This is a genomic window from Desulfogranum marinum, from assembly GCF_963675105.2.
GTDB classification, from domain to species: Bacteria; Desulfobacterota; Desulfobulbia; order Desulfobulbales; family Desulfobulbaceae; genus Desulfogranum; species Desulfogranum marinum.
Map to the genome: position 1 here is coordinate 796,666 of NZ_CAXXRO010000002.1, position 18,455 is coordinate 815,120.

Consider the following 18,455-nt stretch of genomic DNA (forward strand, 5'->3'; position numbering starts at 1 on the left):
ATTACTCTGTCCCAATTGCCGTAAATTAATCAGCCGTTCTGCACCCGTATGTCCGCACTGTGGCTTAAAAAAGCCGGGTTCCATGTGGAAGGATAATATTTTCACGAGAAATTCCGTGGACCATGCAGGTATAATAAAGGTCATTATCATCGCTAACATTGCCATGTTTGTGCTCTCCCTGGTTATTGACCTCCGTCCATCAGTATTTTCCAGCAGCCCTTTTACCTTTCTCTCTCCAAGCAACAACAGCCTGTTGGTACTCGGCTCCACTGGGACCATACCACTGTTTCATTACCACCGCTGGTGGTCGCTCATTTCGGCCAGCTTTCTCCATGGCAGCCTGCTCCACATCATCTTCAACATGATCGCATTGAACCAGCTAGGGCCACTCATTATTCAGGAATATGGGAAAAGCAGGATGCTCATTATCTACACACTCAGCGGGATTGTTGGCTACCTTCTCTCTGCTCTGCTTGGTGTGCAATTTACGATTGGTGCCTCTGCAGCAGTCTGCGGGCTCATCGGCGCGGCCCTTTATTACGGAAAGAGCCGTGGTGGCACCTATGGGCAGGCCATCTATACCCAAATCGGTGGCTGGGCAGTGGGGATAATCATTTTTGGTTTTATGGTTCCGGGAATCAACAATTCCGGCCATGTCGGCGGGATGCTGATGGGAGCGCTTGCTGCCTATTTGCTTGGCTACCGCGAACGAAGAAAAGAAAATGCGGTCCACCGTGCCCTGAGCATGACTTGTATTATCTGTACATCCGGGGTACTGGTTTGGTCGGTTATTAATGGTCTATGGTATGGTTTTGCTTAACGGCTACGCGACTCGGTAAATACCGTTGGCAGGTGAAACCGATTGTTTTCGTTAAACAATAGCGCCTGATCCAAGTTTTTGAGCGTACAAGGACAAGATAACCACCTGGCTACGGTGGGAACTTTACACCATGAACTTTCTGAGGTGCCAAGACTCTTCTTCCAGCAAGACAATCTATTGAAAAATATGATTTATGATATTATTGGTGACATACACGGACAAGCGAACAAGTTAGAGAATTTACTTCTCAAGCTCGGGTACGTCATGGTGAATGGGATGTATCAACATCCTGCGCGCAAAGCTGTTTTTGTTGGAGATTTGATTGATCGTGGTGAACAGCAGCGCAGGGTTATTGAGGTGGTCAGGACTATGGTTACCCATGGGCATGCTTTCGCGGTGATGGGTAATCACGAATATAATGCCATTTGTTATCATACGCCCAAATCGGCAACCGATTATTTGCGTCCTCATAGCAAAAGCAAATTTCGTCAGCATGAATTTTTTTTAAAGGAATACCCCTTGGGGCAAAAGGATACCGATGAGTTGATAGCATGGTTTAAAACATTGCCCTTGTTTCTGGAATTTGACTGCTTTCGAGTCATTCATGCCTGTTGGGATGAAACGGCAATCATGCAGGCCAAACCCTATCTCAATACAGACAATACTATACATGTAAGATATCTCGCCAGGTCGGCCACTCAAGGAACTTCTTTTTTCAACTGTATAGAACGATTACTCAAAGGTGTTGAGGTGCGCTTACCACCGCCGCACTCATTTCAAGATAAAGATGGTAAGATACGCCATTCCATACGAGTGAAGTGGTGGGCGGGCCGAGATGCCGGTTACCAACAGCTTGCTTTTGGATACGGTGTAGGAAAAAAGAGTTTTCCTGATACCCCTGTCCTAAACTCTGCAGATATTCCTTTTTACGACTCAACAAGAAAACCGGTCTTTTTTGGCCATTACTGGCTGACAGGTACCCCTGCTTTGCAACAAAGCAATGTGTGCTGCGTCGATTACTCCGCCGGCAAAGGCGGCAAACTTGTCAGTTATAGTTTGAAAAACCCTACAGGCAGCAGCCACTTGAACGCGATGAATTTCACTTTCTCGGATTAGTTTAACCGCCAAGACAATGAATTAAGCTTATCATATCCCTTTTCGATATCCATTACCCGGTGCTCCGCTGATAATTATGATTTGGAAGTAACACTACTTATCAGTAGAGTTGCTGCTTATTCGATTTTTGCCGGTGGCAATTCCGCTCCTTCGATAATACACAACCACCTTTTACCTAAATCTTGCATGTCAAACATGACAAAAACGCTTTTAGTTATGTTTTTCCAGACTGTTATCGGTTTTATCAACAAGAAATCAGTTCACTTTTTATGTGAGTTAGGTTTAAGAGCATTTTTCTCATGCTTGCCACCCTTCGGGATTGCCGATTTTACCGAATCTGCTTTGTTTGCGCATACTTGAAGTACTACAGTACGTCTGCGTGTACGCAGCCTCGCACCTTCCGCAAATTTGGCAATTGCAGGATTTAGGTTTTATAAGAACACGTGTATATTACGTAGTCTTTTTAAAGCAGCTTAAATAGCAAATCGTAGATGATGACATTATTGAGAATCCTTCGCAAAAAAGTATCGAACGATGACCTAGCACGCCATTGACAGCTGTGCTTTTCCCATTTTCTGGATATGCATGAACAAAGAGATGCAGGGGGGCAGAGTTGTCCATGCAAATATTCAAGCTGCCACTACTCTGGGTTACTCACTGGATGAATTTCTAGCTCTCAGCATGAACGAGATTACCCAAGGTGAGTCCGCAGACTCTCTACTGCTTTTTAATGATGCACACAATGGGGGCAGTGCACACTCTTCAATTTCCAGCTTTAAAAGAAAGGACGGAACATCAATGCCTGTAGAACAGTATATCAGCTCTTTCAAATACGCTGATATATACTGTAACTTCGTCTTCTTTCAAGACATCTCCAAAAGGCTTGAAATGGAGGCTCGTCTGCACAGGTCCATGAAGATGGAGACCATCGGCATGATGGCCGGTGGCGTTGCTCATGATTTGAACAATATCTTATCTGGTATTGTTTCATACCCCGAACTCGTTTTGATGAAGTTACCTAAGGAAAGCAAAATCTACGGCCACGTAGAAACTATTCGTCAATCCGGTATAAAGGCTGCAAATATTGTGGCAGACCTGCTTACTGTTGCCAGAGGCGCAGCGGCAACAATTAAAAACATTAATCTCAACGCATTGATTCAAGAATATGTATCATCCCCGGAATTTAAACAGCTTGAAGTATCTCACCAGGGAGTGACTCTGGAGCTGCATCTTGCCCCTGATCTGGACAATGTCTCGTGTTCGCCGACTCATATTTCCAAATCGATAATGAATCTGGTAACGAACGCCTTTGAGGTAACCAAAGCTGGTCAGTCAATAGTTCTTTCGACTTTTATCTCGGAACATCCACCGAAGACGTTAAAATCAGGGCGGTATGTGGTTATATCTGTAGAAGATACCGGTGGTGGTATTCCAGAGGATTTCCTCCCCCATATCTTTGAACCTTTTTATACAAAAAAGACCATGGGCAAAAGTGGAACCGGTCTGGGCTTAACCATTGTCTGGAACAGTGCTCAAGATCATGGAGGTGGAGTTTTCGCGGAAAATGTTGGAGGCGGTAGCCGCTTTAGTTTTTACCTGCCGGCAACAACGCAGACAGCTCCACAATCAGAGGGAGAAATACAGGTCAGCGCTTTACACGGAAGTGGAGAAAAAATCCTGGTGATAGATGACGAGTTGCAACAGCGTAATGTGGCTCGACACATGTTAGAGATTCTTGGATATCAAGGAACTTTTGTAAGTTCAGGCGAATCCGGCATAGAACGGGCACTCACTGAAAAATTCGATTTGATTCTCATCGATATGATCATGGCCCCAGGTATTGGGGGACGTGAAACCTATGAAAAAATTATCGCTAAAAGAAAAAACCAGCGAGCAATTATTGTAAGTGGTTTTGCCGATGACATTGAAGTGAAAACAATGATGGCTTTAGGCGTGAGTCAGTTCGTCAAAAAACCCTATTCGCTCAAGGACTTGGCTGTGGCCATTAACAAAGGGCTGACCAGTTGAATTTATGAGAGTATTTGATTGGTCACAAAAGCTTCGGATCGTCTTGAAAAAAATAGAAAAGTGGTTCACATTTGTGACCATCCACGATATTACCATAGGCACTACATTCCGATAAGAGCCTTCTCCTCTTTCCAGGGGTACTATTTTTTCCGGAACAGAGAAGCCGGACAATTGAATAATTTCTTTCAGCAAATAACTTTTGTAGTACTTCTCATCACCCAAAGCTTGGGTCTTGCCAAATAGGATCGCATTGAGTATCTGAATTGTTTTTCCAACTTATGGAAAAAAATTGAGGTAGCAATTTTACCCATCAGGTTCTAGCGTAATCCAGATGGGTGAAAAGAAAAGACGATAGAACTCCTAATAAAACACACCATAACTCCCAAAATATCCGACACAATGGCGATAGAATTGGCTCAAAAATACCGACAGCTGCTCTTTTTGCAGCCTTTCATTTCCCTTTGCATTCTCCTGTGCATCGGTGTCGATGGTCATGCAGCATCTTTTTCCACCCAGCAGGAGTGTATCCAGCATCTTATTTTGACCGGTCCGGACACCATGACCATGGGTGAAGCCAGAGCCGCCTGCAACACCACCACAGCAAAACCGGATGATAAAGAGGCAATAGTACAAAAGAGTGATGGACCAGTGGAAGGACGTCTGAAGGTTGACAAGACGAACCTCCGTAAACCTTTCACGTTGATGTCCCACAAAAATAATTACATTCTTTTCGCTGCGTATAATTTTCAAGGCTGGGATATAACTCCTTATGCCGTAGCCTATGGTCAAGATGGCTTGGAGATAGACAACGCTGAGGTCCAGTTTCAACTGAGCATCAAAACACCGCTTGCCGTGGAATTGTTTGACCAGCACCTTGATATTTTTGCCGGATACACAGCCCGGTCATTCTGGCAGGTCTTTAACAAGGATGCCTCCTCGCCATTTCGGGAAACCAATCATGAACCCGAGATATGGCTCCAGGAAAGGCCTCAAGATCGGACAATTTTCGGTTTTAAAAATACGGTTAACGCAATCGGCTTCAACCACATGTCCAATGGTCAGGGGGGATCGTTGTCCCGCAGTTGGAATAGAATATATGGTTTTTCCTCGCTTGAACGCGGCAATCTCGCCATAATACTCAGACCATGGATTCGCATTGCAGAAGACGTTGAAGAGGACGATAATCCAGATATTACCGACTACTACGGTCATGGAGAATTATGGCTGAGCTATAAACATAATCGCCACACCTTCAGCTTCATGACTCGTAATAATCTGGAGTCTGGTTTTTCCCGAGGTGCAGTGTCACTCGACTGGAGCTTCCCGCTTTTCGGGTACCCTTACCTCAAAGGCTACATCCAGTACTTCACTGGGTACGGCGAAAGCCTGATCGATTATAACAAGTACGTGAACCGAATAGGTATCGGCTTACAGTTCACAGACTTTTTATAGACGCATCATCTCGTTCCTCACCATTATCATTTCCCCAATTCAATTGAATCTACCTGTCCGTCATCAAAATCATTACAGCTTGTCGTACATCCCAGTTAAACCACATCTATTGAAAACGAGATGCCACTTTAAAAACAATGCGTTAACAATGATGATAAGCTCCATTTATGGTATAATTGTCTAAAAAACAAATCAGGAGAACTCATCATGACACCAGCTGAGATAAAAAAACTTGTCCTCAAAACCATCTCCACGATTGCGCCGGAATCAAACCTCGACAGCCTCAAGCCTGATATTGTTTTTCGTGATCAAATCCAATTTGATTCTGTGGATTGTGTTAATTTTATCGAGCAGCTCCAGAAAGCCCTTGATATTAAAATTCCGGAGACAGATTACCCTCAATTGACGACCCTCAATGGCTGCATTGACTACTTGAGATAACTGTTCCCGTGTCTATGCTATAATTTGAGCGAAACAGTTTTCATTCCCGGCTCGCCCGGGCTGGCTTTGACGGCGAATCCAAATGCGCTGCAAAGCCTGAGCATGGTGGTATTGTCATCTAAGACTTCACCATAAATCTCCCCGATTCCACGGTTGCGAGCATACTCAATGATGCGCCGTAAAAGCATGGGCCCCAGCCCCAGGCCGGTCATGTCACGATGGATCAAAATAGCATATTCAGCACGCTCGTTATCCGGGTCAGCACTGATGCGCACCCCACCGTATAGTTTTGCTTCTCCTTCCTGATCTTTACCTTCCACCACCAGCGCCATTTCCCGGTCATAATCGATCTGGGTGAGGCGGGCGGCCAAGGTATGGGGCATAACTTTCATCGGATGCAGGAATCGTAAACGTATTTCTTCCGGGGACAAGTTGTTAAATATTTTTTGAATATTGGGTTCATCTTCCGGACGAATCGGCCGAATAAGCAGATTTTGCCCATCCGGAAAGGTCAGCTTTTCCTCCAACTCTTTAGGATAAGGAAGGATAGCCAATCGATCAACTGGTTGGCCAATGCTCTTCACTACCTTGATACGAGCATCCAAAGCCAGTACTCCATCCTTATCCACAAGCAGCGGATTAATATCCAACTCGTCAATATCACCAAGGTCACAGATCATCTGCGACACCTTTACCAGGGTCAAGGCTATACTGTTAAGATCTGCAGGCTGGGTCAACCGGTACCCCTGAAGGAGCTGATAGATTTTTGTCCGTTCCATTAAATCTACAGCCAAATGCATATTGAGCGGCGGCAAGGCCAATGCTTTATCCTGGATGACCTCTACTGCTGTACCGCCATGACCGAAAAGAAGCACCGGCCCGAATTGAATATCATTCTTCATGCCGATGATCAGTTCATAGGCATTGGATTTAGAGATCATGGGCTGAACTGTAAACCCCTCCAACCTGGCTTCGGGCCGGAGGTGCTGGACACGTTCAAGCATAGCAGCAGCATTATGGCTGACAACCTCTGGTGTTTCAAGGTTGAGGCTAACCCCGTTGACCTCGGATTTATGGGTTATATCCGGTGAATAAATTTTCAACACCACCGGCGCGCCAAACTTTGCAGCAATCTCAGCGGCTGCCTCTGGAGAAGCGGCCTTGTGGGTTTCGACGACGGGTATATCATAGGCTGCAAGAACGGCCTTGGCTTCCGGTTCCGCCAACCAGGCACGATTTTCAGCCAACGCTCTGTTGAGAATTTCCCTGGCCTTGTCCGTATCCGGAGTAAAAACCTCGGGTATATTGGGCGGGGTTTCTATCAACATTTCCTGACTTTTGCGGTAGCGAACCATTTGCATAAACCCACGTACCGCCTCAGTAGGGGTTGTATAGGTTGCGATTTTATTTTCAGTAAAAATGTGCCGAGCTGCCACCGCAGCCCCATTTCCCAGCCAGCAAGTAAACAACGCCTTACGATTGTATTTAAGACTCTCCTTTTGCAAAGTATCTATAACTGCTTGAGCGGCATCACTAGTATTTGCTATAGCTGTAGGGCAATTGAGTACCAGCACCGCATCCGACCCTTTATCACGTAACAGTATTTCCAGCGCATCACCGTAGCGATCGGGCGAAGCATCACCGATAATATCCACAGGGTTGGACTGAGACCAGGTGGGCGGCAAAACCTTATTGAGAGCTTGAATAGATTCCGGGGTAAGCGTTGCCAGGTGACCGCCACGGTCAAGCAGGCTGTCTGTTGCCATTACGCCGATACCGCCACCATTAGTTACAATAGCCAGCCGTTCCCCGGCAACCTGTCGTACCATTGCCACCGTCTGGACCGCATCAAACAGCGCCTGCATATCGTTGACCCGCAGTATTCCTGCTCGACGAAAAGCTGCTTCATACACCGCATCAGTGCCGGCTAGGGCACCGGTATGGGAAGCCGCTGCTTTCGCGCTTGCAACATGGCGGCCGGCTTTCACCACGATCACCGGTTTAATGCGGGCTGCAGCCCGGGCCGCAGACATAAATTTTCGAGGCTGGGTGATCGATTCTATATAGAGAAGAATTGCCCTGGTTGAGGTGTCGTTTGCCAGATAATCAAGCATATCCCCGAAGTCGACGTCGATCATATCCCCCAGAGAAACGCAGTGGGAAAAACCAATCTTACGTGAGGTTGCCCAGTCGATAACCGCTGTCAGCACGGCTCCGGATTGAGCCACAAAGCCCAGATTGCCAACCAGGGGCTGAACATGGGCAAACCCGCCATTGAGCCCAACCCCGGGCACCATGATTCCAAGACAGTTTGGTCCGACAATCCGTACCAGATGCGGCTTAGCGGCTACAAGCATGGAGCGGGTCAATTCGCGACCATGCAAGTTGGTCCCTTCAGCAAAACCAGCTGTAATGATCACCACTGCACGGGTTCCCCGTTTACCCAACTCGGCTATCAAGCTGGGAACCGTATCCGGCGGAGTAGCAATGATTGCCAAATCAGGCGCCTGGGGAAGACTCGCAATGTCTTGATAGGCTGTAACCCCTTCAATGGCCGAATATTTAGGATTTACCGGGAACATTTTTCCCTGATAGCCAGCACTAAATACATTGCGCGCCAGTACACTGCCGATGGTTCCTGGTTTTTGACTGGCTCCGATCAGTGCCACTGAAGAGGGGTTGAACATGGAGTTAAGGTTTCTCATTGACATAGCTGTTTCCTCTGTGTCGGCGTCTTGTTCGTGCCGGCCTGAAGTTACTCGTTTTCGGTCTCCATGGTCGAGAAATCGCCTTCAGGCATACCCAGTTCACGGTCCTTGAGAAGACGGCGCATAATTTTGCCTGCCCTGTTTTTGGGGAGTTGGTTTTGGAACTCGATCTCTCGCGGAGCTACAGCCGGACCTAGACGACGACGGGTGAATCCTATCAGCTCAAGACGGAGTTGATCATCGGCAACAGTTCCAGGTTTAAGAGCGACAAAAGCTTTGACCAGTTCCCCAAGCAGGACATCGGGTTTACCGATCACTCCGGCCTCTGCTACTGCTGGATGGGCCATCAGAGTGCTCTCGACTTCAAAAGGGCTGACCATATGGCCTGCAGTTTTAATAATATCGTCTGCGCGCCCGACAAACCAGAAATACCCATCACCATCACGCCGGACTATATCTCCGGTAAGATACCATTGATCAACAAAACACTTGCGATAACGGGTGTCCTCGTCCACATAGGCACGAAACATGGAAGGCCACCCTTTTTGCAGGGCCAGTTCTCCCTCAACATTATCCTCTGTAATGACCTCGAGACTATGATCCTTTTGCCGTCGTATAACAGCGGCTTGAATACCAGGCAGGGGACGCCCCATGGAGCCGGGACGAATTTCCATGGCAAGGTAATTGGCAATCATTATCCCCCCTGTTTCCGTCTGCCACCAGTTGTCATGAATGGCTGTGCCTAAAGCATCCTGACCCCAGATTACAGCCTCGGGATTGAGGGGTTCACCAACACTGTGGACAGCTCGGAGGTGCCGGAGATCGTAGAGGCGGCGAGGTTGAATATCCAGACGCATCAAACGTCGAATTGCGGTCGGTGAAGTGTACCAGATACTCACCTGCTCACGTTCCAGAATCTTGTACCAGCGTTCAGCATTAAAGGGTTCGGAATCAATAATGCAGGTAATGCCGGCCACCAGGGGCGCAATGATACCGTAAGCCATTCCTGTCACCCAGCCAGGATCGGCAGTGCACCAGAAGATATCGTCCGGATGAAAATCAAGGACAAATTTCCCGGTCGCGTAATGGGTGAAGACTGCTTTGTGTACATGCAATGCTCCTTTGGGCATACCGGTGGTGCCACTGGTAAAGTGGAGCAAAGCCGGATCTTCCGGATCAGTTGCCTCGATGGTGAAGTCCTCGGAAGCAACCATCATTTTTTGCGGCAGAGACCAATGTCCTTCGCCGAGGTCATCAGACGCATCTATGAGCAATATATGCTGCAATTGCGGCAGGCGCTCTCGCAGTTGCTCCACTTTTTGCTGAAAGATTTGGGTGGTGGTGACCAGAACCTTGGCATGGCCCCGCTGTAAACGCTGGTAAACCGGTTCCGGTCCGAATGCTGAAAAGAGCGGACAAAAAATACTGCCGTTTTTCAGCGATCCCAGAGCGGCAAAGTATAAAGCCGGTATCCGGTCCGCAAAAACAAAGACCGTATCACCCTTGCCTACCCCCAGCTGCCGCAATACATTGGCAAAACGGTTACTCTGTTGCTGAAGATCGGTGTATGTATACTCAAGGACAGTGCCGTCAGGTCCCAGCCAGCGAAGAGCCGGATGATGCGCCAAATGCGTGTTGGCATGACGGTCCACAGCCTCATGGGCGATATTGAGCCCTTTACCACCGGGTAACCCGTTTAACTCACGACCAATGGTTTCCCAGGAAAAATGTGCACAAGTCTCTTCGTAATCAAGCAGATGCGGGGTGACCCTGAACGATTTTGGGGTCTTTTTAATTGCTTGCCAGTGCACATACCCACCTTTTGTTATATAAACTTTCAGCGAACGTAACTCGTCACCGGGTTGTTTTGAGCAGTTCTCCAGCCGGTTTGGTTTTGTCATTCCCTTGTTCTAAATTGCAAAATTACTGCCAGAACAAGCTATATAAACCAACGGTACAATCGATTCTGTTGAAGCCCTCTCTCCGAAATTAGCCGCATATGAATGCTGCAATTCCATAGAACAACAAATAAGAATAATTACTAATTGGTGCTTGGTTCAAATGCACCACCATAGTTGGTTCAAATGCACCACAATCCCCTTTCCGCTTACCCATGAAACCAAGCCATTTTTTCGACCTCGGCAGTTGGATTGTTTATTTTAGTACAGACAGAAAACACTCATTCATTTTCATGTTTTTTCATGAGAATAGATCTGGCGCTTGTTTTCCAGAAAAGAAAAATAAAATCAGTCTGCTGTCTATCTATACGCATAACAGGCTGAGCATTGTACGCAAATAGAATCTATTTACTTTTTCCATTTGATTTTGGTGGAATATCCACTGAGCAAGGAATTAAATCTAATTGAAACTTTTAGGAAACACAGGAACACTATTTGCTTTGAAAGCTGTAGATGTTTTAGAACTTGTTGTGTTTATTGAAATATTAACATTTTTTAATCTCTATCCAGCTGGAAAAATACTTTTTCCACAAATCATTATTAACTAGGGAGTTTGGCAAATGAAAAAAAGGCCTCATGCAAAATACGTTATGGGTGCATGCATTTTGTTCCTATTGTTCGGCCCTAGCTTAGCAATAGCAGACGATTACTGGAGTGTGCAGTGCACTACTCAAGGATACGGCATAGATTTCAACCTCAAAGAGCAAAAGGCATTTATTATTTTCAGCACTGATAGTGGAGGCACAATTCCTGCCGCAAGCACAACAAAGATTATAAAATTCGTTAATAAGCCGAACGACAAATATGCAATTTTTGATTTTGGCAGTGCAACCAAAATTGGAGTGAACGTAAGTCGACCTGATCGGACTATTATTTATCGGCTTTTACAAGGCAAGACATATCCAGTTTGTGATGCTAAGGCTACGATCCGGACACCCTAGATGTCTGAAGCATAAACAAATACATGTGTATCATAGCTCAACCAGCAGGTACATTTTTTAAGGCAACTCCCATTACTTGAAGGGAACTTAATTGCTTGCAAAGCAATCTTCCGGCGCTGTTTTTTTAAGGATAGAGGAGGTCCGGCAGAAGAAACTGAGTAACAGGTGTTGCAAACCCTAAAAACGTTTCCAGGAGGAAGGTCATGCAAAACATTACAAAGATTGTCGTCCCTGTAGATTTACAACAACACACCGAAAAGCTGACCGAATTTGCCATCAACATTGCCGGTAAACTTGACGCCGCAGTAAGTTTTATTCACGTTGTAAAGCCGCTTGACAGTTATTCCGGCGTTGTTCACCCTTCCTGGGATCAAATAGAAAAGGAACTCAAGGAGCATGCACAAGAAAAAATAGATAACCTTGTCACTGATAATAAAGCTCAATGTGCAGGCTGCAGCGGCAAAGTAAGCTATGGAGACGCCGTTGATCAAATCTTGGCCTATGTAGAGGCAGAAAAGGCATCGATGATTATTATCGGTACCCATGGCAGAAAAGGTCTTGAAAAAATCATGTTAGGCAGCGTGGCCAGTGAAATTGCTAAACAAGCACCCTGCCCGACGCTCCTTTTCAACCCTTATAAGTAAAGTCGAGTTTGTAAGGCAACCATGAGCCACAAACCTCAAGAAAGTAGACAAGGAGAAAATGACAGGGTGACTTTTTCACAAAAAGTATCGGCATTCCCTGCATGTAATTATCAAACCGAACCAGGAAGATAATCATGGCAAAAAAAGAAAAAAATACTGAATTGGTCAGAAAGGAAGAAAGTCATCCTGTTTCTCCGTTTGAGGATATGGAGAGATATTTTGACAAATTTTTCAAACATCCCTTTTCCCTTATGACACGTCCCTCATGGTCTGGTTTTGATTTTCCAGCAATGGAAGAGATGTCGCCATCTGTTGATATTTATGAAGAAAAAGGCAAGATGATAGTGAAAGCCGAAATTCCAGGAATCAACAAGGAAGACTTGGATGTATCCATTACGGAAAATACGGTGACTATCTCAGGAGAGAAGAAACAGGAGAAGAAGGTTGAGAAAAAGGATTATCACCGGGAGGAACGTAGATACGGCTCCTTCTGCCGCAGGTTCCGACTGCCCGCAGATGTAGATGCAGATAAAGCAGAGGCCTCGTTCAAAAATGGGGTACTTGAAATCAGCCTTCCCAAAACAAAGGAAAGTAAACAAAAAAAGGTAACTATTAGTTAGCAACCCTTTTTGAGGCTAACAAGAAACCTACAGATTACACACAATGGGGGATATACTTATCCCCCATTGTGTACTCCGCACTTACCAGAGGCCAAATACCAGTTGGCCACCTTAACTCGAATTTCTCATGAGCAATCCGGGGTGAGCGGCCTACTGAGAGGTGGTGCCGGAAATATGAACAAATCGTTAAGGGAAAAAAACCGAATATAACTGGAGGGTATCGTGGATGAGTAGCGGTTTCGTTCGAGGTCAGGCAAGTCCAAAAATCGGGGAGGTAAGGTTAAAGGCAATTATTCAGAACACCTACAATCAGATTCGATTATCCGGCAGGGTTCCAATGATCGAAGCGGTTCGCATTTTATCCTGACTCAGCTCACCCAGTGTCACCCGCAGGTGTTCTCCATTCTTGTGGGCCAGCTTAAACCAGTTCTGGATTTCCTTATCAAGGATCTCCTCCCCTACCCCTTTGCTCAAACCGCGCTCACCAACAGGATTATCCAATCTCCCGGAGTTGATAAAGGTCCAGCGCTCATCCTGACGGGAAACAATACCAGTATGCCCCCTGGTTTGAGTGGAAAAAGAGAGAATCTGGCCACTATTCAAAAGCGGTTCGATCTCACTGATCAAATCAGCGGCATTCTTTTGCCAATCGGCAACGTGTTCGTAGTTTTTGGACAAGACGGTTGAACCAGCCGCCTCAACAATGCCTTCTCCATTGAGATAGGCATTTGCAGCCATTCCCCGGTCAACGGCCATGCTGGTCAACCTGGAGTACAGACCATTGCGACCCCCGTAAGGAATATCGAGCTGTTTCAAGCCATTGACCAGCAGTTCATAACAATTGATTTCCTGGTATGATTTCCCCATATATGGCTGTACTGCTTGACTGAGATCTGCAACCGGCTCATTCGCGCTATTCCCAGGTTCCATTGGCAGAGAATTTTTTGTTGGCGCCATCGCAACTGCATTGGGGGCAGATGGTCGTGTATCCGTCCCGGCTTGCCAGGAGATCTCCATGGTTGCGGGGTTCAGCAATACCTCAGAACCGACCTGCATGCTGTGAAACGGTTTATCCGTATTGACTGCCTGACCAAGGATATCCCAGGTCTGATTGCGAAAGCGTGCATCCTGACGCAAAAGATGAGAAACCGTAGGGGTTTCATTGCTGATCATACCAAGACTAACAGGTTCGCTTTGTTGGGCAAGAGATGTCTCTTGTACAACAAGGCCGCTCTCAAGCTGCTGAGGAGATGAAGAGGTGGCACGTGTTCCGACAACAGCTTCCTGCAACATGACTGTTGGCTGCTTTTGCTCTGCACCTGACCAGGACAATTCACCGGAGGTCCGGTCAATATATATCTTGGTTCCAGGAAGGATGGATTTGTAGTTTTTGTACTGATTTTGGTTATCAGAGAGGATATCCCACGTTTGCCCTTTGAGTTGTTCATGCTTGCGAAGCAATTCGGATACAGTTGGAGTTTGCCGTGTGATGGTCCCTATTTCCTGCAGATTGCCTGTTTGCTGTTGTCCTGAAGCCTGCTTTTTCGCAGCCACCGTCCCGGAAAGCACCTCATCAAAGGAACCGGTTGCTTTGTCTGATCGTTCTCTGGTTGTTGTTTGCCCGGCGGTATGTATAGTCTTTTGTATTTCCATCATTTGGCTGTGTGTCGAAACGAGTAATCGTCAATGGAAAAAATGGAAGTAGTGTCCTGTCAGCGATGAATTGTCGGTTTATTTCATTCTATTTTTTTGTTCCTGTGAAGTCGGGCCATGTGGTGCATAGTTGTGCTATGTGCCACATGGCCCGACTTCGCAGGCGCGGAAAAAGACATGAAAGATGCGACAAGGCAGCATTGACAGGACACTGGGCTCACCATCCCTCTCTTGGAATGTAAGCAAGTAGTGATCCATAATGCACTTCACTTAAGACTATATCGGCTGATTGCTCACTTTTGCTTATTTTTATCCGTAAAAAATACTCCCTGACCAAAAAAGAAAGTTGTTTTCTGTTCCTTGGATGCGAAGCTGATCCTGTACGAGCCAACTTTTCGACACACCTGACGCGAGGAAGACAACAGATGTGATTAAGGGCCTATCGGGCAATATCTTTGTTCCGACAGGCTCTTCTAACCATGCTAATCAATTTTGATTACGCACACGAACAACCGGGATTACTCTGCATCCTGGCAGTATTTGGGAGTTATCCCAAGTGTACCACCCTTTGAGAAGGGAGGCCGGCAAGGCAGTAAAACGGTCACCGGTCACACACTCGTGGGGTACTACTGACCACTGTTTGCCTGCCATGTCAGCAAGGCAGCGCCAAACGCTCCAATGGCCTGAGGATCGTCAGGGATGAACACGCTTCGTCCGAGTTTCTCAACCAACAAGCTGACAATGCATGGATTTTTACCAACACCTCCTGTAAAAACGATATCGCCCTCTCCTGCAACACGATTGACCATAGCCGCCGCCCTTCTGACAACACTCTCATGGACTCCACGGGCAATTTCACGCCTGTTCTCTCCTTTGGCGATCAGCGATGTCACTTCCGACTCGGCAAACACGGTACACATGGAAGAAATGTTTATGTCCGTCTCGGCCAATAATGCCTCGGTACCGAATTCATCAAGCCCATATCCGAGGCTCTTGGCCATAATTTCAAGGAATTTTCCGGTCCCAGCAGCACAACGATCGTTCATTTCAAACTTTTTCACTCGTCCGTTATTGCGCAGAGAAATAGCCTTACTGTCCTGCCCACCAATATCGAGTACCCCTAAAGCTTCTGGAAAAAGAGTCCAGGCCCCTGTGGCATGTGCCTTAATTTCAGTAACAGTCGACGAATCAAATGCTATTTCAAAAAGACTCCTCCCATAGCCTGTAGCCGTTATATGATCGAACTTCACCTTAGCTATCAGTTCTTTGGCCTGGGCAATAGGATCGAAACCGGTTTCGGTCTGCAGGCTGTCCTGTTGTTCTCCCCGGTCATCTACAGTCACCAGTTCTATCGTTCGGGAACCGATGTCAATTCCAGCATAACGCATAATCGATCCTTATGCTGATTATCTCAGCTGTTCAATGAACGCTTCGACGCGAGTCTTCAATTGCCCGGCATCTTCCAGCGAATAGTCGGTGTCTATCCTCAGACAGGGTATACCGTCCTCTTCAAGGGCATTCTCAACGGGAATGGATTCCATGATGTAGGGTTGGCAGAACTGCAGCCCGTAATGGATGACACCCTCGGCCTTGTATGCTGCAGCCATTTCCTTGATATGATCAAGTCTATCTGAGTTAGGGGTGAATACGGCACAATCGACCTTGAAGTAGCGATCGACCAGACTTTCCATCATTTCGTCTACAGTAGTGCCGGACTCTCCGGTAAGATTGCGGGTACCGCGCTCTCCGACGCATGACTCTTCCCCGACAATTACCGCTCCTGAAGTTTCAACAATCATCGGTAACTTCCAGTTAGGCACGGCCTGAGGGCATCCGGAAACGAGAATACGCGGTGTACGTTTTGGGAACGCTCCCTGGCCGGCCTCTACCCTCTGCTCCAATTCGTCACAGATCTTGTTGACGGATTCTGTAAAGCGGGCAGGATTATCATAAAAAAAGACCTGGTTGGCGAGCAGTGCATCCAGTCCTGAAATCGGCGCCGGATCGGCTTGGCGAAGGAGAGAGAGACGGTGAATTGCAGCCCGCTTGGCATTAACCGTCTGGATTCCCTGCTTGAGGCTTTCCGCTGTTACAGTAACACCGGTGAGCTCCTCAACAGCCTCCATGAATCGATAAAATTCTGCCTTCAGCAAGGCCCGGCCATTTTCTGATTTGACTTGGGGAAGATCCATCACGTAGAGATTATCGACCATATTCCCAAGTGTTTCATATGCCTTTTTTTTGCCGTCGCAGGTATTTTCGCCAACCACCATGTCGGCACCTTCAAGGTATGGGCAGACTTTACCGATCTTAAAACCAAACGACGATTTAATCAGGGCACAGGTGTTTCTTGGCAGCAGCTTCTCCACCTCCTCTGTGGCAAAGTCTGCTCCTGAGCACAATCCGACAAGCGTTGCATTGGCGGCGAGTGCGATTTCTTCCGGCACAAAGACACAGTACGAACCTATAATTTTCCGTCCTGCCTTTTTCTCGTCCAGCAGCTCCCTGATTCGTAAACCGTGAACCTCACTCATCACAAAATCAAAATAAGCCATCCCCTCAGGTCTGTTTTTCTGGGCTAAGTAAATATCCTCATATGCCTGCCCCAGAACTCCGAGCAGCGCATCATGGGCTTCAAGATCAAGTCCCATTTCCTGCCACATTAAACGATAATCTTCTGCCATTCCTCTCTCCTTATTTTTTTGCATTTCCAAAGTATCGACAGCGAAAAAAGTTTTTGTCTCTACCGTTTCATGACATTTTTTTAAAAAATACAACCTGCGCTGAACGGCAAACAATATAAGATAGAATGTCTTAATATGTCCAATTGGTAATACCTATACAGAGAAAGCCTGTCATCAATCCTTTCAATGCAGATAAAGGCAACAAATAATGTAATAGAGAAACGACAAGGCCAAACTAAACTTTACTGGCGGGAAGAAAGTCAGGGAGTTACAGACTGCAAGACGTAATGAAACATTCACAAGGATTAATTGCATCATGCCGCCTTACTACACACTCATTGGGGAACCGCACTTGAGGGGTGGTGAAAACGTAAACTGCCTTACCCTCTTTCTGGCTTGCAATTATTCTATAAACTCACCGATCGCACTGTACTTTAGTTTTATTTGATGAATATGGAGATCATAAGCTTTCATCTTCATTACTGCTTTCGTAACAAGGTAAACCCCTAGAATAATCAAGCCTAAATTCAAGATAGTTAATGGTACGATTAGATGTAAGACACCTATAAAATCATAGTATTTTGAAGTGGCTATAAGTAAACTGATAACAGACAATGGTAATGCTAAGACAGCAATTCCCGTTCTCATGACTGCTAGAGATGTTCTTTTTTCAGCCAATAGAAGTTGCACTTCATTTATTACAATTGCATCGACGCTTGTAGATTGCTTATTCAATTATTTCACCATATCGTTGCTTTTCATGGGACCCATTAAAGGGGTCGGAGCAAAATTAAATTTTTCGAGGGTTAATTTAACTCTGACCGATACAATTGCGTTGTCGCTTTGCACCTTTACCGTTTTTTGACTGCTCACTGATTCAGGTTATCATTGGCAGAACATACTCCTTGTCAAATACTATTGAAACTTTATGTAGTTGCACGGTGGAGGTGTCGTTGAACTGCCAGCCGAGTTTTCTGGTCAACTGATCGGTCAGGTGCAAACCAGGACCGAATCCCAGGTCGTCTTGTCCATTGTCAGTAGACGTCTGGGGATTGAGAATCGAAACAATATTGGTTTATCCGGTAAACGCATACGTGATCTGAAAAAAAATAGCAAAAGGACACGGCATGAGATTAGATAAATGACAGGAAGCCAACCAGCCTTTACTGACTATCCATTTCATGAAAGAACAGTTGCGACTGTTTTGGGAACAAGGAACCACTGCTAGAGCAGAGCGTTTTCTAAAACAATAAGTTTTCGGTGCCTTAGTCTCCGGTATTAAGCAACTTACCTCTGTTGGCATGACGATTCTCAGACGGATAAAGGGGCTGCGAAGCTACTATCCACATAAAATATAAAATGGCCCTCTGGAGGGGTTCAACAACAAAAT

At 46.2% G+C, this 18,455-nt stretch carries 14 protein-coding genes; 8 read left to right on the top strand and 6 right to left on the bottom strand.

From position 1 onward, the window contains the following. Nucleotides 1-115 precede the first annotated feature (115 nt). The 5 genes from ACHZCY_RS04325 to ACHZCY_RS04345 all read left to right on the top strand — a co-directional run bounded on the left by ACHZCY_RS04325 (nt 116) and on the right by ACHZCY_RS04345 (nt 5,857). Entirely contained in the window at nt 116-820 is a 705-nt protein-coding gene (locus ACHZCY_RS04325; protein WP_319547971.1) for a rhomboid family intramembrane serine protease, read from the top strand. Between the two features lie 186 nt (nt 821-1,006). Next, entirely contained in the window at nt 1,007-1,936 is a 930-nt protein-coding gene (locus tag ACHZCY_RS04330; protein ID WP_319548321.1) for a metallophosphoesterase, read from the top strand. A 585-nt stretch (nt 1,937-2,521) separates the two neighbouring features. Continuing rightward, nucleotides 2,522-3,964: a hybrid sensor histidine kinase/response regulator gene (locus ACHZCY_RS04335; protein ID WP_319547972.1), complete on the top strand. Its 1,443-nt coding sequence runs from the start codon at nt 2,522-2,524 to the stop codon at nt 3,962-3,964. Between the two features lie 399 nt (nt 3,965-4,363). Continuing rightward, nucleotides 4,364-5,416, top strand: coding sequence for a phospholipase A (locus tag ACHZCY_RS04340; RefSeq protein ID WP_319547973.1), 1,053 nt, complete (start codon nt 4,364-4,366; stop codon nt 5,414-5,416). Nucleotides 5,417-5,623: 207 nt separating this feature from the next. Next, complete coding sequence (locus tag ACHZCY_RS04345; RefSeq protein ID WP_319547974.1) at nt 5,624-5,857, top strand: acyl carrier protein; 234 nt, start codon at nt 5,624-5,626, stop codon at nt 5,855-5,857. A 17-nt stretch (nt 5,858-5,874) separates the two neighbouring features. Here ACHZCY_RS04345 and ACHZCY_RS04350 read toward each other — a convergent pair whose 3' ends face one another. Together ACHZCY_RS04350 and acsA are read right to left on the bottom strand one after the other, a co-directional pair. Continuing rightward, on the bottom strand, nt 5,875-8,568 hold the full coding sequence (locus tag ACHZCY_RS04350) for a bifunctional acetate--CoA ligase family protein/GNAT family N-acetyltransferase (protein WP_319547975.1): 2,694 nt from the start codon (nt 8,566-8,568) through the stop codon (nt 5,875-5,877). A 44-nt stretch (nt 8,569-8,612) separates the two neighbouring features. Continuing rightward, the gene (gene acsA / locus ACHZCY_RS04355; protein ID WP_394713364.1) at nt 8,613-10,376 is read right to left on the bottom strand and encodes an acetate--CoA ligase; all 1,764 of its coding nucleotides are present in this window, start codon (nt 10,374-10,376) and stop codon (nt 8,613-8,615) included. Between the two features lie 707 nt (nt 10,377-11,083). On the opposite strand from acsA, the gene ACHZCY_RS04360 reads away from it, so the two are divergent. The 3 genes from ACHZCY_RS04360 (at nt 11,084) to ACHZCY_RS04370 (ending at nt 12,728) form a co-directional block, all read left to right on the top strand. Further along, nucleotides 11,084-11,464 carry a hypothetical protein gene (locus ACHZCY_RS04360; protein ID WP_319547977.1) on the top strand — a complete coding sequence of 127 codons (381 nt, stop codon included), beginning with the start codon at nt 11,084-11,086 and terminating at the stop codon, nt 11,462-11,464. A gap of 203 nt (nt 11,465-11,667) precedes the next feature. After that, nucleotides 11,668-12,108 carry a universal stress protein gene (locus ACHZCY_RS04365; RefSeq protein WP_205224245.1) on the top strand — a complete coding sequence of 147 codons (441 nt, stop codon included), beginning with the start codon at nt 11,668-11,670 and terminating at the stop codon, nt 12,106-12,108. A gap of 134 nt (nt 12,109-12,242) precedes the next feature. Then, nucleotides 12,243-12,728 carry an Hsp20/alpha crystallin family protein gene (locus ACHZCY_RS04370; RefSeq protein ID WP_319547978.1) on the top strand — a complete coding sequence of 162 codons (486 nt, stop codon included), beginning with the start codon at nt 12,243-12,245 and terminating at the stop codon, nt 12,726-12,728. 309 nt (nt 12,729-13,037) lie between these two features. Here the strand turns inward: ACHZCY_RS04370 and ACHZCY_RS04375 are convergent, their stop codons facing one another. The 4 genes from ACHZCY_RS04375 to ACHZCY_RS04390 form a co-directional block, all read right to left on the bottom strand. Further along, a complete protein-coding gene (locus tag ACHZCY_RS04375) occupies nt 13,038-14,384 on the bottom strand; it encodes a hypothetical protein (RefSeq protein WP_319547979.1) in 1,347 nt (448 codons plus the stop codon). A 623-nt stretch (nt 14,385-15,007) separates the two neighbouring features. Next, on the bottom strand, nt 15,008-15,769 hold the full coding sequence (locus ACHZCY_RS04380) for an acyl-CoA dehydratase activase (RefSeq protein WP_319547980.1): 762 nt from the start codon (nt 15,767-15,769) through the stop codon (nt 15,008-15,010). Between the two features lie 18 nt (nt 15,770-15,787). Further along, entirely contained in the window at nt 15,788-17,065 is a 1,278-nt protein-coding gene (locus tag ACHZCY_RS04385; protein WP_205224251.1) for a double-cubane-cluster-containing anaerobic reductase, read from the bottom strand. Nucleotides 17,066-17,467: 402 nt separating this feature from the next. Then, nucleotides 17,468-17,800 carry a hypothetical protein gene (locus ACHZCY_RS04390; RefSeq protein ID WP_319547981.1) on the bottom strand — a complete coding sequence of 111 codons (333 nt, stop codon included), beginning with the start codon at nt 17,798-17,800 and terminating at the stop codon, nt 17,468-17,470. Nucleotides 17,801-18,455 lie beyond the last annotated feature (655 nt).